Genomic DNA, 17,253 nt, shown 5'->3' with positions numbered 1-17,253 from the left:
TGTTGGCCGCTACCGGCCTTGCGGGAGTAAACGGATTGCGGCACGGGATTGGGAACCCGCATACCGTCTGCAAACAAAAATAATTTTCAGGCAGGCGCCTGGACGCTCAGCGATCCAGGATCAGGTAGCCGCCGTCGGGCGCGCGCTTGACCTGCACCGGCAGCAGATCCGGCAGGGCTTCCAGGAATGCGGCCGGCGCATTGGTCGCGGCAAAGCCCGAGACCGGCAGGGACTTCAGGCCCGGGTTGTCCAGCGCCACCGGCTTGCCCAAGTACTGCGCGACTTCCTGGGCCACTTCGCCCAGCGGCGTGCGCCGGTACGCCAGACGGCCAGTGCGCCATCCGCCCACCCCGTCCGGCACCGCCGTCACCGCCTGATGGGTGGCGTTGCGCGCATCCACGGTCACGCCTTGTTCCGCGCCCAGCGACAGCTCCGGCCTGGCCTGGTCGCGGTCGGGTTGCACGCGCACGCGGCCGTGCGACACCTTGACGATGACTTCCTCTGGCGTGTTGCGCACATTGAAGGCCGTGCCCACCACGGTGATCCTGCTGCGGCGGGCATCGACGGTAAATGGCCGGCCGGCGTCCGGCGCCACGTCAAAAAACCCTTCGCCCTGGTTCAACACCAGCTCGCGGCGCCGCGGGTAGTAGCGGACCTCCAGCGTGCTGCCGAAATTCAACGCGACATGCGAGCCGTCGGGCAGGTCCAGCTGGCGCACCTCTCCCGCGGCGGTGCTCACGCTCAGTACGTAGCCGGGCGTGTTGTCCCAGCGATACCAGCCGTAGCCGCCGCCCACCACCAGCACCGCACAGGCGGCGGCGAAGGTCTTGGAGAAACCCGGTTGCCCCAACAGCGCGCCCCAGAAGCCCGGCCGGACGGAGGCCTTCCGCGAAGCGCGGCGCGGCAAACGCGGCGATGAACGGTTGACGGCCTGCGCGTCGGAGGCCAAGGCGGGCCGCGGCGCCTGCGACAGGTCCTCCCAGGTTCGCGATACCCGCGAATAGGCCTGCCGATGCGCGGGCCGCGCGGCCAGCCAGGCATGCAGCTCCTCTTCATCGGCGTCCGACCAGCTGGCGTCCTGGCGGCGCACCAGCCACTCGGCCGCCGCTTCGTGCAGGGCAAGCGTGTCCGGCGAGGCAGAGGAAGACGGGTCGGTCATGACGAGGCAGCGTCGCTGTTGTTGTTATTGTCCAGGCCGGCATCGCCGCCAGCAGGCCGATGCAATTGCTGCATCTGCGCAACCGTAGCATAGTGCACGCGGACCTCGCAGTACGCGATGGCCCGCGCCAGATGCTTGACGACCATGCGCCGCGATATCTGCATGCGGGCAGCGACTTCGTCCTGAGTCAATCCATCGAAACGGCACAGCACAAAGGCTTCACGCTGGCGTTCGGGGAGTTCCTGCAAGGCTTCGCCCAGGCGCGCAAGCCGTTGCTGATGCGCGGCCGCGCGCATGGGACACGCCGCATCGCCCGCCGCCATGGCCTGCACGCCCTCTTCCGCTTCATCGAGCGACACCGTCTGCAAGCGCCGGCCTGCCTTGCGTTCGCGGAATTCGTCCGCCACGCCGTTCAACACCGTCCTGCGCAGGTAGGCGCCCTGTTCATCGGAAGAGTCCAGCGCGGGATTCGCCGCCACCCATTTGACGACGCCATCGTGCAACGCGTCTTCGGCGCTGCCTATGCTGCCCTTGAACCGCGCCAGGCCGCGCATGAGCGGCAAGCGCCAGCGCGCGTAGGCTTTGGCGATCGCGCTGGAATCTCCGTTCTTGTCGTCGGCGGATGCGGGTGTCGTGTCGGACGCCAGCAAAGGGTTGCGGCTCATGCGGCGCGAGTCATTTGAAAGTGGCCGGATTGTACTGAGATTTATTCTCAATCGCAATGCAGCCCGGCCCCGTGCCGTTCACCCATCCCTGCAAGCCTCGCGACTCACGGCGCCACTTGATACCCGCGCTGCTGCATGCAATTGCTGTACGCGGAGGCCGCTGCCGCATTCTGCTGCGACGCTTCGGCGCGATCCTGGCGGCGGTCCTGGCGTTGCCGCGAACCACCCACGACCATCCCTGCCGCCGCCGCGTCTTTCGCCTGGTTCTGCCGGTACTGCTGCTTGGCGTCGTCGCTCATCCGGTCGTAGACCTCCTCGTGCTGATTGCCGCGCACGCCGGCTACTGCCGCACCTGCTGCCGCGCCCGCGGCGGCGCCACGGACCCGTCCGCCGGATTTAGGATCGTTCGTGCTGGCGCTGGCGCCGCTGCCTGACAAAGCCTGGCATGCGCTGATGTCCTGCTGGGTGGTTTGGGGCGACTGCCCTTTGAGCGGCGTTACCGTCTGTGCGCCGGCGCACAGGCAGAACAGGGAAAGCAGCGTCGCGGTACAGGGGCGTATGGACTTTTTCATGAAAAACTCCATTGATGGTGAGGGACCCTGGACGTTTCAGTTTAGCGCCGCATGGCTGGCCGCGATCGCCTGCCAGGCACAGTTACTTCCTGCGGAAATCAGGCCGGAACCCCGCCCGCGGATTCCAGCGACAGCGCCCTGCCCGGCACCAATTCATAGCAGCCGCGGCGCAGCTTGCGGATCTGCAAGGGTCCGCCCCAATCCGCCAGGCGGCGCTGCAATAGCAACAGACGCACGCCCAGGTTGTCCTGCACATCGGGCAGTCCCAGGGCGCTTCCGGCCAGCCGCAGTTCGCGCGTGGAAAAGCCCCAGCGGCCGTGGCGCTGCGCATCGCAGGCCAGCTTCCAAAGAATCGCTCCCGCCACGCCCTTGATCAGGTATTGCCCGTCGATGAAGACCGTGCCGTCGCGCGGAAAGTAGCGCAGGCTGAGAGGCGCGCCCGGGTGCGCCGCCAGCCCGATCGGCGTCTCCTGCGGCAGCGGAGCGCCTGCATCCAGCTCGGCGCCTTGCAGCGTTACCAGGGCTTGCGCCAGCTGCGCGCACAATACCGCCAAGGCATCCTCGTCGTCATACCCGAAGAACTGGTCGCTCTCGCTTTCGACCGGCAGCGCGCCCACGGTGCGCCCCCGCGCGCGCAGCGGGACGGCCAACTGGCTGCAAGGGGTGGCCAGGCCGGGCAGCGCGATGGGCAGGCCTTCGATCGGGCCCAAGCCGCTGGCCATCTCGTGCAGGGTGCGGCCGTACCGGTACATGCGCGCCATATGGCCGATGCGCAGCGCCACGCCTTCGCGCGCGGCTACGCCCGCCAGGCCGGCTTCGGCCAGCGGCACTTCGGCGCCCACGCCCTGCTGCGCATAACCCATGCTGGCCAAGGCATACAGGGTCTGGCGCCGCTCATCCAGCAACCAGAGGATGGCATGGCTCACCGCCAGATCGCGGCGCAAGCCATCCATGGCGACCTGGGGCAACAGGCTAAGCTCGTCGCACTCGGCAAGCCGTGCCGACACGGCCCGCGCGCCGGCGGCCAGATCGCAGCGCGGCTGCAGCGTCGGCAGCGACGCGCCGGCGTGCATGGGCTGGATGTCCAGCACCTCGTAGATGTCGGCGCCGCGCAGCCGGAACACGTGTTCCATGCCGGTATGCGCGGCAATGCCGGCCAGCTTGGCGCGCAGGCGCTCGAACACCGGGCCTTCGGTTTCGGTGCGCAGATAACGCAATTGCAAAGCCAGGCTGGCCCCGGTGCAAGGGTCCTCCACCATCAGGCTGGCACGCCCGGTGGCGAGAATGTTCTCGCGGCTGCGGTTGAAGAACTGGAAGGTCAAGGCCACGTGGCAGCCATCCACGTACTCCACGTGCGACAGCAGATTGACATGGGGGATGCCATCGGCCGAGACGCTGCACAAGGTGGGCGGAATGCCGCCATCCAGGACACGTCGGACCGCCAGCAGGGTCAATGCGCTCATGGGCCAGGCTCCAGTTCCACTGCCTGCCCGGCATGCGGACCCGGCGTCTGGTTCCAGGCTCCCGCCACGGTAAAGCGCAACGCCACCAATTCGTGCACGGCTACGCCGTACCAGTGGTCCAGGAAAGGCGCCCCCGCGAAACCGTCGACTTCGGCGAGCTCCCGGGTCAGCGTGTTGCGCCGCAATGCCAGCAATTCGGCATGCGCGGGCAAGGCGGCTTCGACGCGGGCGTCGCGGCCTTTGAGATGCAGCGTGCGGTTCGTGCGGGGCGAGGTGGCCAGCATGGCGACCTGCGCGGTTTCGCGGATGGCGGCCACGACCCGGGGAGCGGCATTTTCCGCCACCAGCACCAGCATGCGGCCGTCCGGCAGCGTATCGGCGGCCAGGGCTCTGCAGACATGGGGATTGCCGTCTCGATCGCAACTGCCCAGCCGCAGCGAAGGCAGCATGGGCAGGCACAGGATCCATTCGGCGGGCAGTATGGGCACGGCGGGAAACCCCTGGGCTGTTGAAGCTCGACGGTGCCAGAAATCATAGCCCAAGGCCCCTGCCCGGATGGCATGGCAATTAGCGTTTTTTTAGCGCTTGCTTAACAAACTCTTAGCAACGCGCGCAGCGCGGCGTTCCTACACTTTCCTTGCCCGGTTTCCGGACCGAATCCGGCCATTTCCGGGCAACCGGCAACCGCCTCGCCCGTCCTCTTTTCAAGGCCAGCACCATGAACTGCAATACCGAAGCCCAGTATTTCCCTACGTCCAGCGCCGGCATGCCCCCGCGCATGGACATCTATGTCGGCATCCACAAGGCCTTGCGCGCCATGATGCTTGACACGCTGCTGGCCGTGGGCCGCGTCGACACGGCCGACCCCGCCGAAACGCGCGCGGCATGCGAACGCGTGCAGGCGCTGGCCGACATCTGCGCCAGCCACCTGGGACATGAAAACGATTTTTTGCATGCGGCGATGGAAGCGCGCCGCCCCGGATCCAGCGGGCGCATCGCCGCGGAGCATGTCGAACACCTTGCGGCAATTGCCCGCTTGCGCGCCGCGGCCTCCGCCCTGCTTGCAGCCGGCTGTGGCGCAACGCAAGCAGAAGCCGCGCTGCTGCTGTACCGGCAACTGGCGCTGTTCGTCGGCGAGAACTTCGCCCATATGCACGTGGAGGAAACGCAGCACAACCAGGTATTGTGGTCTTGCTACAGCGACGATGAGCTGCGCGCGCTGGAAGGCGCCATCGTGGCATCGCTGCCGCCGGCCGAGAACCTTTGCATCATGCGCTGGATGGTTCCGGCCATGACGCCCGCCGAGCGCGCCGAACTGCTGGCAGGCGTACGGGCTGCCGCGCCCGCGCCTGTCTACGCCGCCGTGCTCGACGCGGTGCGGCCGCATCTGACTCGCGCGGATTGGGTCAAGCTGACCCGTGCGCTGACACCATCCGACACCGCTGTGCGGATCGTGGCCTGAGAGCCGCGATCAATTCGCCTTTTCGTCCTCGCCCTTGTAACCGCTGATATAGGCGCGCCCCGAGCAGCGCACGAAGGCCACGCAGGTCAGGCCGCCGCTCTTGGCGTCGCAGGTGGCGCGCGCCTCGTTGCGCGCGGCCACCGGATCTGGATTCTTCGCGGTAAAGCTGGTGCCGCGGCCCTTGCTGCCCTTGCCCCAGGCCATGCCGACGCAGGTGTCGGTATAGGTGAGCACCGTGCGGCAGCCCACGCAGTCTTCCCACTTGAGCAAGGCGTCGACCGCTTCCTTCTCGCTCGGGTAGCCGTCGGCATAGGTCAGCTGGCCCGAGTCCTTCTCGGCCACGGAGCCCCAGTAGCCGCGCGAATCCAGCTTGGCCGACAGGGCTTCGAGCTGGGCTGGCGTGGCGCTGTCGGGCGCCTTCAGGTCGGCTTCGCTGTAGCCGGGGCCAACGCACAGGGGCATGACGGCAAGCTTGCACTTGCCGTCGGCGCTGTCGTTGGTGCAGGTGCGGATAGCCTTCTTCGCGGCGACCTCGGAAGACACGCTGGCACCCCAGAACAGGTCGTCGCGCGAATTGCGCGAGAACGCCACGCAGCTGTCGGAGAATGAGGTCACGCTCTTGCAGCCCTTGCCGCCGGCCTTGTTGCACTTGGCCAGCGCGGCGTCCTGCGCTTCCTTGGTGGAAGTTTCGGGCATGACCCAATACAGCTTGGCGTGCGCTTCGTCGGTGGCCACGGCGCCGTACAGCGTGTCGGCATGCGCCGCGGGCGCAGCGGCCAGGCCCAGCGCCAGCGCGCCTGCGCCGGCCAATGCGGCTACGGTGGAACGGAACTGAACGAGCAATCGCGCGAGCATCATGGGTGTGCAATATCCAGTGGTTGTGGCGCCGCGCACCCCTGCGATCTGTCATCGCCAGGGCGCCCCGGGGCGCAGAACGCGCGGATCGTAACACGTTACAGTTTGTCTTCCATGCCCTGCTTTTCCACGTTTCCAGGCATTACGTAACCAATTTTGCGACGGCTGAAAGCTGATGCGCCACTATTTTTTCGTTAACATTCTGCCCTCATGGCGCAGCGCCGAGCGGCCGCTTGCGGGTATCCGCCGCCCTGCGGACGCTTCGGCGTCGCGATACGACTCGTCACGAAACGAAACCAAAACAAGACAAAATCTTGCGGTTGCTGAATTATGTTGCGGCACGCCGGATCTTTGAGGGAGCTAGGGCCCAGCATGAATAAATCGCGACTCCGTTCGACCTGGTTGCTGGGCCGCGCCCTGCCGGCGGCCTTGGCCCTGGCCGCCTTGGCCGGCTGCGCGCCGATGCCCACGGGCGGCAGTTCCACGCTGCCGTCGCTGACCAATATCTTCTCGTCCGGGCTATCGCTCTCGCCCAGCGTGAACGTGGCCAAGAACATGAAGGGCCGTCCGGTCTCCGACGCCATCACGGCGCTGGGCGAACCGTCGAAGAAGCGCGGCGTGGGCAACACGATGGAGCTCATCTGGTCCGACTACCAGACCGCCCCCTATACCGAATGGGTCTCGACCGGCACCTCGCAGCAGGTCGTGGGCATGATTCCGGCTACCTCGACCAGCGCCGCGACCCCCGTGTTCCAGAACACCAACCATGGCTATTACAACAACCGCACCAGGGTTTACGAATGCACCGTGGTGATGCGCATGCAGAACAGCGTCATCATCGACAGCCAGGTGGACGGCAACGTATGCCCTGAATTCATCGCCGCGCTGCGCAAGTGGGCCGGCGAACGCGAAGCCAACAACTACCGCAGCAATTAAGGCGGCGCCCCATCTTGTCGAACAAACTCGGAGCCCGCCATTTCGTCGCCGCGACGGCTGACGCCATACGCCAGCGGGGCCGGGCCATGCTGGCCGCGGCGCCCTGGTCCCTGGCGCTGTTCATCCTGTCGCTGCCTTTCGCCTTGCTGATCAGCAACCTGTTTCCGTACGGGAATGGGCTGTTCATGGCGCTGGCGCTGATCAACCTGATCGCGTTGGCGCGCATGACCGGCGCCTGGCATCGCGTCGTCAAGCCGGGCGGCCTGACGGGCGTCGACGCCCACCGCGGCAACGCGGCGCAGGTCCGCCACCTGGCGTTGCTTGGCGCGCTCGTCATCACAGCCACTGCGATGGCTCGAGCCACCGGAGACCTGCCCTATGTGATCTACATGGTGCTGGCCGGATCGAATGACGCTGTGTTCTGGAGCGCCTTGTGCGCCGCGCTGGCGCTGATCTGGTTGCCAACGCTGTACGCGCTGGCGATGTACGGCCTGAGCCTGCCGCGCGTTGCGGTAACCGGCAAGTACGGTTTCCAAGCCGCGCGCACCGCCATGCCGTACAAGCCTTGGCCGCTGATGCTGGCGTTGCTCATGTTGATCGCGGCGGCCGGCCACGCTGGCTACATCCTGGGCATGCTCGCGTACGGCTACCCGGATGTTGGGTTGGCGCGGGCTGCGATGAGCGCCCTGCTTTGCGTCCCGCTCGTGATTGTGGTGGCGGCGATGTATGCGGTTGCCTATCGCGATTCCTGCGAACCGGCTGCGCGGACGCCCTCCAGCCGTCCTTGAACCCGGGCGCAGGCCGTCCAATGAGGCGTCAGGCGCGCCTCTTGCTGCCATGCCCTAGTCCAAATCCGACGATCGCGGATACTCGATTTGGAGTATTGCCCCGCCACGCCAGAACTGCAAAAGTCGCTGGCAGCGGTTCCCGGGCCACCGTGTTGTCGATCATGTTGCCGCAGGCGCCCTCCCCCAAGTACTTATGAGCACGAGGAATCAGGAGATGTCGCCATGGACCCCAAGAGTTTTCATTTCCTCCTTCCAGCGGACAAGCGCCCTTCGTTCAGCCCGCTGAACGAGGAGGTACACCCCGACTTCGGTTGGCTGACCGCGAATCGCGCACGGTCGCGCGGCGCCGACGTCTTCGCGGTGATCGATACGATCGTGATTCACGCCACGGCGGGTTATGCCACCCAGCACGCGATTGACACATGGAAGGATAGAAAGGCAAGCGCCCACTGGATCGTCCCGGATGAAGACGAGCCCCAGCACGGCCACTTCGTCTGGTCCGTGGTCGCTGAAGCCAAGGCGGCATTCCATGTCGGGGACGTCAACTACGCGCCGCATCTGGGCCAGGGTCCGAACGTCAATAACCGCAGCCTGGGAATCGAGATCGTCAACACCCAGGATGTCCAGAATTACAAGGACCCCTATTCGGATTGGCAAGTTGAAGCGACGGCACAGATCATTACCTATGCCTGGAGCAAGTATCCGAACCTGAAGCATGTCATTTCGCATGCCAAGCTGGACCCGAATCGCCGGTCGGACCCCGGAACCAATTTTCCCTGGTCCAAGCTGGAGAATCTGGTGCTGTCCCATACTGCGGTGGCACAACGGAATCCGCTGGTGTTTGCCGCCTATGCCGGCGCGCCGCGGGCCGATTACGCGGGGAACTGCTGCGGACCGTGATCTCGAATCCGCGCGAAGCTGACATTTCACTGACGCAAAGACGCGAATAGTTATTATTCATATAGAATCCGGACTGTCCGCAACCCCCTAGCCTGGCAGTCCCGATGTCCCTGCCCCCTTCCACGGGCCCTGATTTCCCACGCAAACGCCTGATCCTGACCGCCGCGCTGGCCTTGGCGGCCTTGATCGCTTTGGCGTTCTGGTATGCCGGATCCAAGGGGTCCCCCGCCGCGCGCCCGCCCGAATATGGGCAGATTCCGGTAGCCGTCGCGGTTGCAGCCGCCAGCGCCGGTCCGCTGCAGCGCGACCTGCATGCGCTCGGCACCATTACGCCGCTGGCGCAGGTCACCCTGCGCAGCCAGGTCGATGGGGAACTGCTGAAGCTGCATTTCACCGAAGGCCAGGCCGTCGCGCGCGGCCAGCTGTTGGCCGAGATCGATGCGCGCCCCTATCTTGCGGCGCTGGCCGCGGCCGAAGGCGAACTGGCGCGCACCCAGGCGCTGCTGGAGAACGCCGAGGCCGATCTGCAGCGCTACCGCAAGCTGGCGCGCCAGGAAGCGGTGTCGGGCCAGCAGCTGGATACCGCCGAAGCCCAGGTGCGCGCCTATGCGGCCCAGCGGCTGCGCAACCAGGCCCAGGTGGCCGATGCCCGGCGCCTGCTGGACTACACGCGCATCGTCGCGCCCCATGACGGCCGTATCGGGCTGCGCCGCATCGACGCCGGCAACCACGTGCGCGCCGCCGACGCCGACGGCCTGACCACCCTGGTGCAGACCCGGCCGATCTCGGCGCTCTTCAGCATTTCCGAAACGCGCCTGGACATCTTGCGCCAGGCCCAGGCGCGCGACGCCGCGCTGCGGGTCCAGGCCTGGGACGCGGACGACCGCCGCCTGCTGGCCGAAGGCACTTTGGAGGCGCTGGACAACCGCATCCAGGCCGCCAGCGGCACCGTCCGCCTGCGTGCGCGCTTTGCCAATGCCGACGAATCGCTGTTCCCGAATCAGTTCGTCAACATCCGGCTGGCGGTGGTGCAGCAGGACAACGTCATTTCCATACCCACGGCCGCGGTGCAGTACGGCGCCGAAGGCGCCTTCGTGTTCGTGATCGGCGAGGACACGCGCGCCACCCGCCGCGTGCTGGAGCTGGGCCCCGCCAACGCCGGCCGCATCGTGGTGCAGGCCGGCCTGGCCGCAGGCGAACGCGTCGTGGTCGAAGGCGTGGACCGCCTGCACGACGGCCGTGACGTACAGATTGTCGAACCGCCGAGATCATGAGCCTGTCGCGCCCCTTCATCCTGCGCCCCGTCGCCACGTCCTTCCTGATGATCGCCCTGCTGCTGTCGGGCATCCTGGCGTGGCGCATGCTGCCCGTGGCGGCGCTGCCGCAGGTGGACTACCCCATCATCCAGGTGACCACGCAGTATCCCGGCGCCAGTCCGAACGTGACGGCCCGCACCGTCACCGCGCCGCTGGAGCGGCGCTTCGGGCAGATCCCGGGCCTGAAACAGATGTCGTCCACCAGCGGCAGCGGCATCTCGGTGATCACGCTGCAATTCTCGCTGGACGTATCGCTGGGGGTGGCCGAGCAGGAAGTCCAGGCGGCCATCAGCGCCAGCGGCGCGCTGCTGCCCAACGACCTGCCGACGCCGCCCGTGTACCGCAAGGTCAATCCCGCCGACGTGCCTATCCTGACACTGGCGGTCACGTCCGATTCCCTGCCGCTGCCGCAGGTCTACGACCTGGTCGACACCCGCATGACACAACGCCTGTCGCAGTTGTCCGGCGTGGGCATGGTCAGCCTGGCGGGCGGCCAGCGGCCGGCGGTGCGGGTGCAGGTCAATCCCATGGCGCTGGCCGCGCGCGGCCTGCAGCTGGCCGATGTGCAGGAAGCCATCGGCAAGGCCAACTCGAACCAGCCCAAGGGCAGCTTCGACGGGCCGGTGCGTTCGGTCATCATGGACGCCAACGACCAGTTGCAAAGCGCCGAGGAGTACCGCGAACTGATCGTCGCCTGGCGCAACGGCGCGCCGGTGCGGCTGGGTCAGGTCGCCACGGTAGAGGACGGCGCCGAAGACCGCTATCTGGCCGCCTGGGTCGACCAGCAGCCCGCCGTGCTGGTCAACATCCAGCGCCAGCCGGGCGCCAACGTCATCGCCGTGGCCGACCAGGTCAAGGCGCTGCTGCCGCAACTGACGGCCAACCTGCCCGCCGCCGCGCAGGTCCGCGTGCTGACCGACCGCACCGAGAGCATCCGCGCATCGGTGCGCGGCGTGCAATGGGAGCTGGCCTTCGCCGTGGGCCTGGTGGTGCTGGTGACGTTCCTGTTCCTGCGCAACCTGCCCGCCACGCTGATCCCCAGCCTGGCCGTGCCGTTGTCCCTGATCGGCACCTTCGGCTTCATGCACCTGGCGGGCTTCTCCACCAACAACCTGACGCTGATGGCGCTGACCATCGGCGCGGGCTTCGTGGTGGACGATGCCATCGTGATGCTGGAGAACATCGCCCGCTACCGCGAGCAGGGCCACAGCCCCATGTCGGCCGCGCTCAAGGGCGCCGGGCAGATCGGCTTCACGCTGGTGTCCCTGACGCTGTCGCTGATCGCGGTATTGATCCCGCTGCTGTTCATGGAGGACGTGGTGGGCCGGTTGTTCCGCGAGTTCGCGGTGACGCTGGCCGTCGCCATCCTGATATCGCTGGCGGTGTCGTTGACCCTGACGCCCATGATGTGCGCGCGCCTTCTGCCTGCGCACGAAGCGACGCGCCCCGGGCTGCTGGACCGCATCCAGGCGCGCTACGCCGGCTGGCTGGACCTGACCTTGCGCCATCAACGGCTGACGCTGACGGTAATGCTGGCGACGGTGGCGCTGACCGGACTGCTGTACCTGGCCGTGCCCAAGGGCTTCTTCCCGACCCAGGACGGCGGCACGCTGCAAGGGGTGACGCAATCGTCCCAAAGCACCTCCTTCGATGCCATGTCGCGGCGCCAGCAAGCGGTGGCCGAGGCCTTGCTGGCAGACCCGGACGTTGCCAGCCTGTCGTCCTTCATCGGCATCGACGGCATGAACGCCACCTTGAACACCGGCCGGCTGCTGATCAACCTGAAGCCCTGGTCAGAGCGCAGCGCGCCGCTGGCGGACATCATGGCGCGGCTGGATGGCCGCGCCCGCGAGGTCCAGGGCATTTCGCTCTACCTGCAGCCGGTGCAGGAACTCAATATCGAGGACCGCGTGAGCCGTGGCCAGTACCAGTTCACGCTGACCTCGCCGGACAGCGCGCTGCTGGCGCGCTGGACCCGTGCGCTGGCTGAACGCCTGGCGCAGGCGCCCGAGCTGGCCGACGTTTCCACCGACCTGCAAGGCGACGGCCGCCAGGCTTACCTGCAGGTCTCGCGCGACGCCGCGGCCCGCCTGGGGGTGACGATGGACGACGTGGCGCAGACCCTCTACAACGCCTTCGGCCAGCGCCAGGTGGCCACCCTGTTCACGCAGTCCAACCAGTACCGGGTGGTGCTCGAAGTGGACCGCAAGCTGGCGCTGAACCCGGACGGGCTGGAACGCATCCATCTGCAATCCGAAGACGGGCAGGCGATTCCGCTGTCGGCGCTGGCCACCGTCAGCGAGCGCGCGGCGCCGCTGGCCGTGAACCACCTGTCGCAATTCCCCGCGGTCAACCTGTCCTTCAACCTGCCCGCGGGCGGCTCGCTGGGCGCGGCCATCGCGGCCATCGAGTCGGCGCGGCAGGAGATCGGCATGCCGGTCAGCGTGGAGCTGCGCTTGCAGGGCGCGGCGGCGGCCTTCCAGGCCTCGCTGTCGAACACGCTGTGGCTGATGCTGGCCGCCGTGGTCACCATGTACCTGGTGCTGGGCATGCTGTATGAAAGCGCCATCCATCCGGTGACCATCCTGTCCACCCTGCCCTCGGCCGCGGTGGGCGCCTTGCTGGCGCTGCTGCTCACCGGGCGTCCGCTGGACCTGATCGCGGTCATCGGCATCATCCTGCTGATCGGGCTGGTGAAGAAGAACGGCATCATGATGGTGGACTTTGCGCTGGAGGCCGAACGCTCTCGCGGCCTGACGCCGCAGGCCGCCATCCGCGAAGCCGCGCTGCTGCGCCTGCGTCCGATTCTGATGACCACGCTGGCCGCGCTGTTCGGCGCGCTGCCGCTGATGCTGGCCACGGGCTCGGGCGCGGAACTGCGCCAGCCGCTGGGCTGGGTCATGGTGGGCGGGCTGCTGGTCAGCCAGGTGCTGACCCTGTTCACCACGCCTGCCGTGTACCTGTTCTTCCACCGCCTGGGCCAGCGCCGCGGCGCCGCGGCCGCCAAACCCGGGATGGAAGGCCGGGCGCCATGATCCGCGCCTTGCTGCACCGCCCGACCGCCTGCATCTTCCTGGCGATCGCGCTGACTTTGCTGGGCGCGGTCGCATGGCGGCTGCAGCCCGTGGCGCCGCTGCCCCAGGTCGACTTTCCCACCATCGAGGTGCGCGCCGAGCTGCCGGGCGCCAGTCCCGAAAGCATGGCCAGCACGGTGGCCGCGCCGCTGGAGCGTGCATTGGGCAGCATCGCCGGCGTCAGCGCCATGACTTCGTCCAGCAACCAGGGCGCGACCCGTGTGCAACTGCAGTTCGACCTGGACCGCGACATCAACGAGGCCGCGCGCGACGTGCAGGCAGCCATCAACGCGGCCCGCGCCGAGCTGCCCGCCGGCATGCCGGGCAATCCCAGCTATCGCAAGGTCAACCCGTCCCAGGCCCCCATCATGGCGCTGGCGCTCAGTTCGCCCACGCGCCCCGCGGGCGAACTCTACGACCTGGGTTCGACCGTGCTGGCGCAGAAGATCTCGCAGATCAACGGCGTGGGCGAAGTGACCATGGGCGGCAGCTCCCTGCCCGCGGTGCGCGTGCAAGTCAATTCCAACGCCTTGGCCCACTACGGCGTGGCGCTGGACGAAGTGCGCCAGGCCATCGGCAACGCCGCGCCCATGCGCCCGCAAGGCCAGCTGGATTCCGCCAGCCAGCGCTGGGAAGTCGGCACGCCCGAGCAGCCCCGCGCCGCGCGCGACTACGAAAGCCTGATCGTGCGCCACCAGGACGGCGCGGTGATCCGGCTGTCGCAGATCGCGCGCGTGAGCGACTCGGTGGAAAACCGCTACAGCAGCGGCTTCCACAACCGCAACCCGGCGGTGGTCCTGACCATCAGCCGCCAGCCGGGTTCGAACATCATCGAAACCATAGGCGCCATCAACCAGGCCCTGCCCGGCCTGCGCGCGCTGATGCCGGCCGACGTGGACCTGACCGTGGCGCTGGACCGCTCGCCGGGCATCAACGCCACCTTGCGCGAAGCGCACATCACGCTGGGGCTGGCCACCGCGCTGGTGATCCTGGTGGTGTGGGCGTTCCTGGGCAATGCGCGGGCGGCGGCCATTCCCAGCGTGGCGATTCCGGTGTGCCTGATCGCCACCTTCGCCGTCATGTACCTGTGGGGCTTCTCGCTGAACAATCTTTCGCTGATGGCGCTGATCGTCGCGGCCGGCCTGGTGGTCGACGACGCCATCGTGGTGCTGGAGAACATCTCGCGCCATATCGAGCGCGGCCTCTCGCCGCGCAAGGCCGCGCTGCGAGGCGTACGCGAAGTGGGCTTCACGCTGGTGGCCATGACCGTGGCGCTGAGCGTGGTCTTCGTGTCCATCCTGTTCATGGGCGGCCTGGTCGAGCGGCTGTTTCGCGAGTTCTCCATCACCCTGGTCGCCGCCACCGTCATTTCGCTGGTGGTCTCGGTGGCCATCATCCCCAGCCTGTGCGCCCGCTGGCTCAAGCCCGCCGGCCCGGCCGCGCCTACGGCGAACGCGCGTCCATCGCGCATGCGCGCGATCTTCGAGCGCCTCCATGCCTGGTACGGCAGCACCCTGTGGCGGGTGCTGGGCCATGCCCGCCTGACGCTGTTGCTGCTGGCCGCCGTGGTGGGGCTGAACGTCTACCTGTACGTGCAGGCGCCCAAAGGCTTCCTGCCGGTGCAGGATACCGGCCAACTGGTGGGCTTCGTGCGCGGCGACGATGGCTTCTCGTTCCAGGTCATGCAACCCAAGATCGACCAATACCGCCAACTGGTGCTCAAGCATCCGGCGGTGCAGGACGTCATCGGCTACAACGGCGGCAGCCTGGGCATCAGCAACTCCCTGTTCCTGATCCGCCTGAAGCCCGCCGCCGAACGCAAGGAATCGTCGACCGAGGTCATCAACTGGCTGCGCACCAACGCCCCGGCCGTGCCGGGCGGCATGTTCTTCCTGAACGTGGACCAGGACCTGCGCATGCCCGGCGGCTTTGGCAACTCCGGCGACCATGAACTGGCCATCATGGCCAGCGACGTGCCGGCGCTGCGGCAATGGTCGCGCAAAATCTCCAAGGCCATGCAGGAGATCCCCGAGCTGCGCGACGTCGATGCGGAAGGCGACGGCGCCACCCAGCAGGTCGTGATCGACATAGACCGCGCCGCCGCGCAACGCCTGGGCGTGGACATGGGCACCATCAGCAGCGTGCTCAGCAACTCCTTCAGCCAGCGCCAGGTCGCGACGCTCTACGACGCCATGAACCAGTACCGCGTGGTGCTGGAACTAGACCCGCGCTACACCGAGGACCCCGAGGTGCTGGAACAGGTGCAAGTGGTCGCGGCGGACGGCACCCGCGTGCCGCTGACGGCCTTCGCCACCTATGACTACGGGCTGGTGAACGACCGCGTGTTCCATGACGGCCTGTTCGCCGCCGTGGGCGTGGGCTTTTCGTTGGCCGAAGGCGTGTCGTTGCAACAGGCCCTGGCCGCCATCGACAGAACCATGGCCGAGCTGATGGTGCCCTCATCCATCCAGACCCGCCTGGGCGGCGACGCGCGCAACTTCCAGCAAAGCCTGCAGGACCAGCCCTGGCTGATCCTGGCGGTGCTGGTGGCGATCTACCTGGTGCTGGGCATCCTGTACGAAAGCCCATTGCATCCGCTCACCATCCTGTCCACCCTGCCGTCCGCGGGCGTAGGCGCGCTGCTGGCGCTGCGCCTGGCGGGCATCGAGTTCACGCTGATCGCGCTCTTGGGGCTGTTCCTGCTGGTGGGCATCGTCATGAAGAACGCCATCCTGATGATCGACTTCGCGCTCAGCCTGGAACGGCGCGAAGGGCTGACGCCCGAGCAGGCCATCCACCGCGCCGCCATGCTGCGGCTGCGGCCCATCGTCATGACCAACCTGGCGGGGCTGTTGGGCGCCCTGCCCCTGGTGCTGGGCATGGGCGAAGGCTCGGAGCTGCGCCGGCCGCTGGGCATCGCCATCGTCGGCGGCCTGCTCATCAGCCAGTTCTTGACGCTGTACACCACGCCCATCGTGTATCTGGCGCTGGAACGGCTGCGGTTGAAATGGAAGGCTGGCCGGCTGCGGCCTGGCCCCGAGGTCTGAAGCACGGGCCAGCCTGCAGGGTCAGTCCGGGAGTATTCCCGCCGCCTTGATGACCTGCGCCCATTTGCGCTGCTCAGCCCGCTGGAAATCCGCCAGTTCACCCGGCGTGCCGCCCGCCGGAATCGCGCCCAGTTCAGCCAGACGCTGCTTCACTGCTGCGTCGCCCAGGGCCTGGTTGATGGCCAGGGACAACTTTTGCTGCACCGCCTGCGGCGTGCCTGCCGGCGCATACATCGCGAACCAGGACGAGGCTTCGAAATCCGGCGCGCCCAAGGCCTCGGCCATGGTCGGCACCTGCGGATAGTCCGGCAGCCGCTGCGCCGTCGTGACAGCCAGCATGCGCAGTTTGCCGGCCTTCACGAAAGGCGTGCTGGTCAACAACGTATCGAACATGACCTGGACCTGCCCCGCCACCAGATCGGTCACGGCCGGGCTTGAGCCCTTGTAGGGGATGTGGGTCATGGAGGTGCCGGTCTTGTACTTGAAGTACTCCGGCACCAGGTGGGAAGAACCGCCATTCCCTGCCGAACCGTAGTTCACGCGATCAGGGTGGGCTTTCAGGTAGTCCACCAGTTCGCCCACGGTCTGCACCGGCATCTGTTGCGGGTTGATCACGACTGCGATGGGCACCGTAAGGACCAGCGCCAGGGGCGTAAAGTCCTTGTTCGCATCGTAGGGTATGTCGGGATAGAGCCCCGGATTGATCGCCATGGTGCCGATGCTGGCCATCATCAGCGTGTATCCGTCCGGCTTGCTGCGGGCGACATCGCCGGCGCCGATGAAGCCATGCGCGCCGGCCTTGTTCTCGATGACGAAAGGCGTGCCCAAGCGGTCGGAGAGCGCCTTGCCGACCACGCGCGCGGCGATATCGGTCGGACCGCCTGCGGGAAACGGTACGACCAGCCGGATGGAACGTTCGGGCCACTGCGCCCCGGTATTGCCCAGGGCGGGCTGCGCCACGGCAGCGCAGGCAAGCGCGGCGATTCCTAAAAGATGCTTCACGGATTTGTCTCCTG

Annotated in this window: 14 protein-coding genes; 7 read left to right on the top strand and 7 right to left on the bottom strand. The window is 67.2% G+C overall.

The features are described from left to right. Nucleotides 1-106: 106 nt before the first annotated feature. From ACZ5YA_RS04090 to ACZ5YA_RS04070, 5 genes are all read right to left on the bottom strand, one after another. Nucleotides 107-1,159, bottom strand: a complete 1,053-nt coding sequence (locus ACZ5YA_RS04090; RefSeq protein WP_464092057.1) for a FecR family protein — start codon at nt 1,157-1,159, stop codon at nt 107-109. Next, nucleotides 1,156-1,824 (bottom strand): RNA polymerase sigma factor, encoded by a 669-nt coding sequence (locus ACZ5YA_RS04085; protein WP_059379665.1) that lies wholly within the window; start codon nt 1,822-1,824, stop codon nt 1,156-1,158. The genes ACZ5YA_RS04090 and ACZ5YA_RS04085 overlap by 4 nt, the downstream gene beginning before the upstream one ends. A gap of 104 nt (nt 1,825-1,928) precedes the next feature. Then, on the bottom strand, nt 1,929-2,396 hold the full coding sequence (locus ACZ5YA_RS04080; RefSeq protein WP_118932017.1) for a YMGG-like glycine zipper-containing protein: 468 nt from the start codon (nt 2,394-2,396) through the stop codon (nt 1,929-1,931). Between the two features lie 98 nt (nt 2,397-2,494). Beyond that, nucleotides 2,495-3,859, bottom strand: coding sequence for a GAF domain-containing protein (locus ACZ5YA_RS04075; RefSeq protein ID WP_464092056.1), 1,365 nt, complete (start codon nt 3,857-3,859; stop codon nt 2,495-2,497). Beyond that, the gene (locus ACZ5YA_RS04070) at nt 3,856-4,347 is read right to left on the bottom strand and encodes a pyridoxamine 5'-phosphate oxidase family protein (protein WP_118931929.1); all 492 of its coding nucleotides are present in this window, start codon (nt 4,345-4,347) and stop codon (nt 3,856-3,858) included. Before ACZ5YA_RS04070 ends, ACZ5YA_RS04075 begins: the two co-directional genes overlap by 4 nt. A gap of 230 nt (nt 4,348-4,577) precedes the next feature. Here ACZ5YA_RS04070 and ACZ5YA_RS04065 point away from each other — a divergent pair, with 230 nt between their 5' ends. After that, a complete protein-coding gene (locus tag ACZ5YA_RS04065; protein WP_419343263.1) occupies nt 4,578-5,321 on the top strand; it encodes a hemerythrin domain-containing protein in 744 nt (247 codons plus the stop codon). A 9-nt stretch (nt 5,322-5,330) separates the two neighbouring features. Here ACZ5YA_RS04065 and ACZ5YA_RS04060 read toward each other — a convergent pair whose 3' ends face one another. Continuing rightward, entirely contained in the window at nt 5,331-6,179 is an 849-nt protein-coding gene (locus ACZ5YA_RS04060) for a DUF4189 domain-containing protein (RefSeq protein WP_059379662.1), read from the bottom strand. A gap of 369 nt (nt 6,180-6,548) precedes the next feature. Between ACZ5YA_RS04060 and ACZ5YA_RS04055 the strand changes: the two genes are divergently transcribed. From ACZ5YA_RS04055 to ACZ5YA_RS04030, 6 genes are all read left to right on the top strand, one after another. Continuing rightward, nucleotides 6,549-7,112: a hypothetical protein gene (locus ACZ5YA_RS04055; protein WP_059379661.1), complete on the top strand. Its 564-nt coding sequence runs from the start codon at nt 6,549-6,551 to the stop codon at nt 7,110-7,112. A gap of 14 nt (nt 7,113-7,126) precedes the next feature. Further along, nucleotides 7,127-7,900 carry a hypothetical protein gene (locus ACZ5YA_RS04050; protein WP_464092055.1) on the top strand — a complete coding sequence of 258 codons (774 nt, stop codon included), beginning with the start codon at nt 7,127-7,129 and terminating at the stop codon, nt 7,898-7,900. Nucleotides 7,901-8,122: 222 nt separating this feature from the next. After that, complete coding sequence (locus ACZ5YA_RS04045; RefSeq protein ID WP_251880367.1) at nt 8,123-8,800, top strand: N-acetylmuramoyl-L-alanine amidase; 678 nt, start codon at nt 8,123-8,125, stop codon at nt 8,798-8,800. Nucleotides 8,801-8,904: 104 nt separating this feature from the next. Beyond that, the gene (locus ACZ5YA_RS04040; RefSeq protein WP_464092054.1) at nt 8,905-10,074 is read left to right on the top strand and encodes an efflux RND transporter periplasmic adaptor subunit; all 1,170 of its coding nucleotides are present in this window, start codon (nt 8,905-8,907) and stop codon (nt 10,072-10,074) included. Next, nucleotides 10,071-13,151, top strand: coding sequence for a multidrug efflux RND transporter permease subunit (locus ACZ5YA_RS04035; protein ID WP_464092053.1), 3,081 nt, complete (start codon nt 10,071-10,073; stop codon nt 13,149-13,151). Before ACZ5YA_RS04040 ends, ACZ5YA_RS04035 begins: the two co-directional genes overlap by 4 nt. Continuing rightward, nucleotides 13,148-16,237: an efflux RND transporter permease subunit gene (locus ACZ5YA_RS04030; RefSeq protein WP_464092052.1), complete on the top strand. Its 3,090-nt coding sequence runs from the start codon at nt 13,148-13,150 to the stop codon at nt 16,235-16,237. The genes ACZ5YA_RS04035 and ACZ5YA_RS04030 overlap by 4 nt, the downstream gene beginning before the upstream one ends. A 21-nt stretch (nt 16,238-16,258) precedes the next feature. Here the strand turns inward: ACZ5YA_RS04030 and ACZ5YA_RS04025 are convergent, their stop codons facing one another. Continuing rightward, complete coding sequence (locus tag ACZ5YA_RS04025; protein ID WP_165867792.1) at nt 16,259-17,239, bottom strand: Bug family tripartite tricarboxylate transporter substrate binding protein; 981 nt, start codon at nt 17,237-17,239, stop codon at nt 16,259-16,261. Nucleotides 17,240-17,253: the final 14 nt, after the last annotated feature.

This window comes from Achromobacter sp. JCM 18799, from assembly GCF_055395645.1.
Note: the sequence above shows the minus strand (reverse complement) of the source record. Positions and strands in the feature narration are given on the sequence as shown.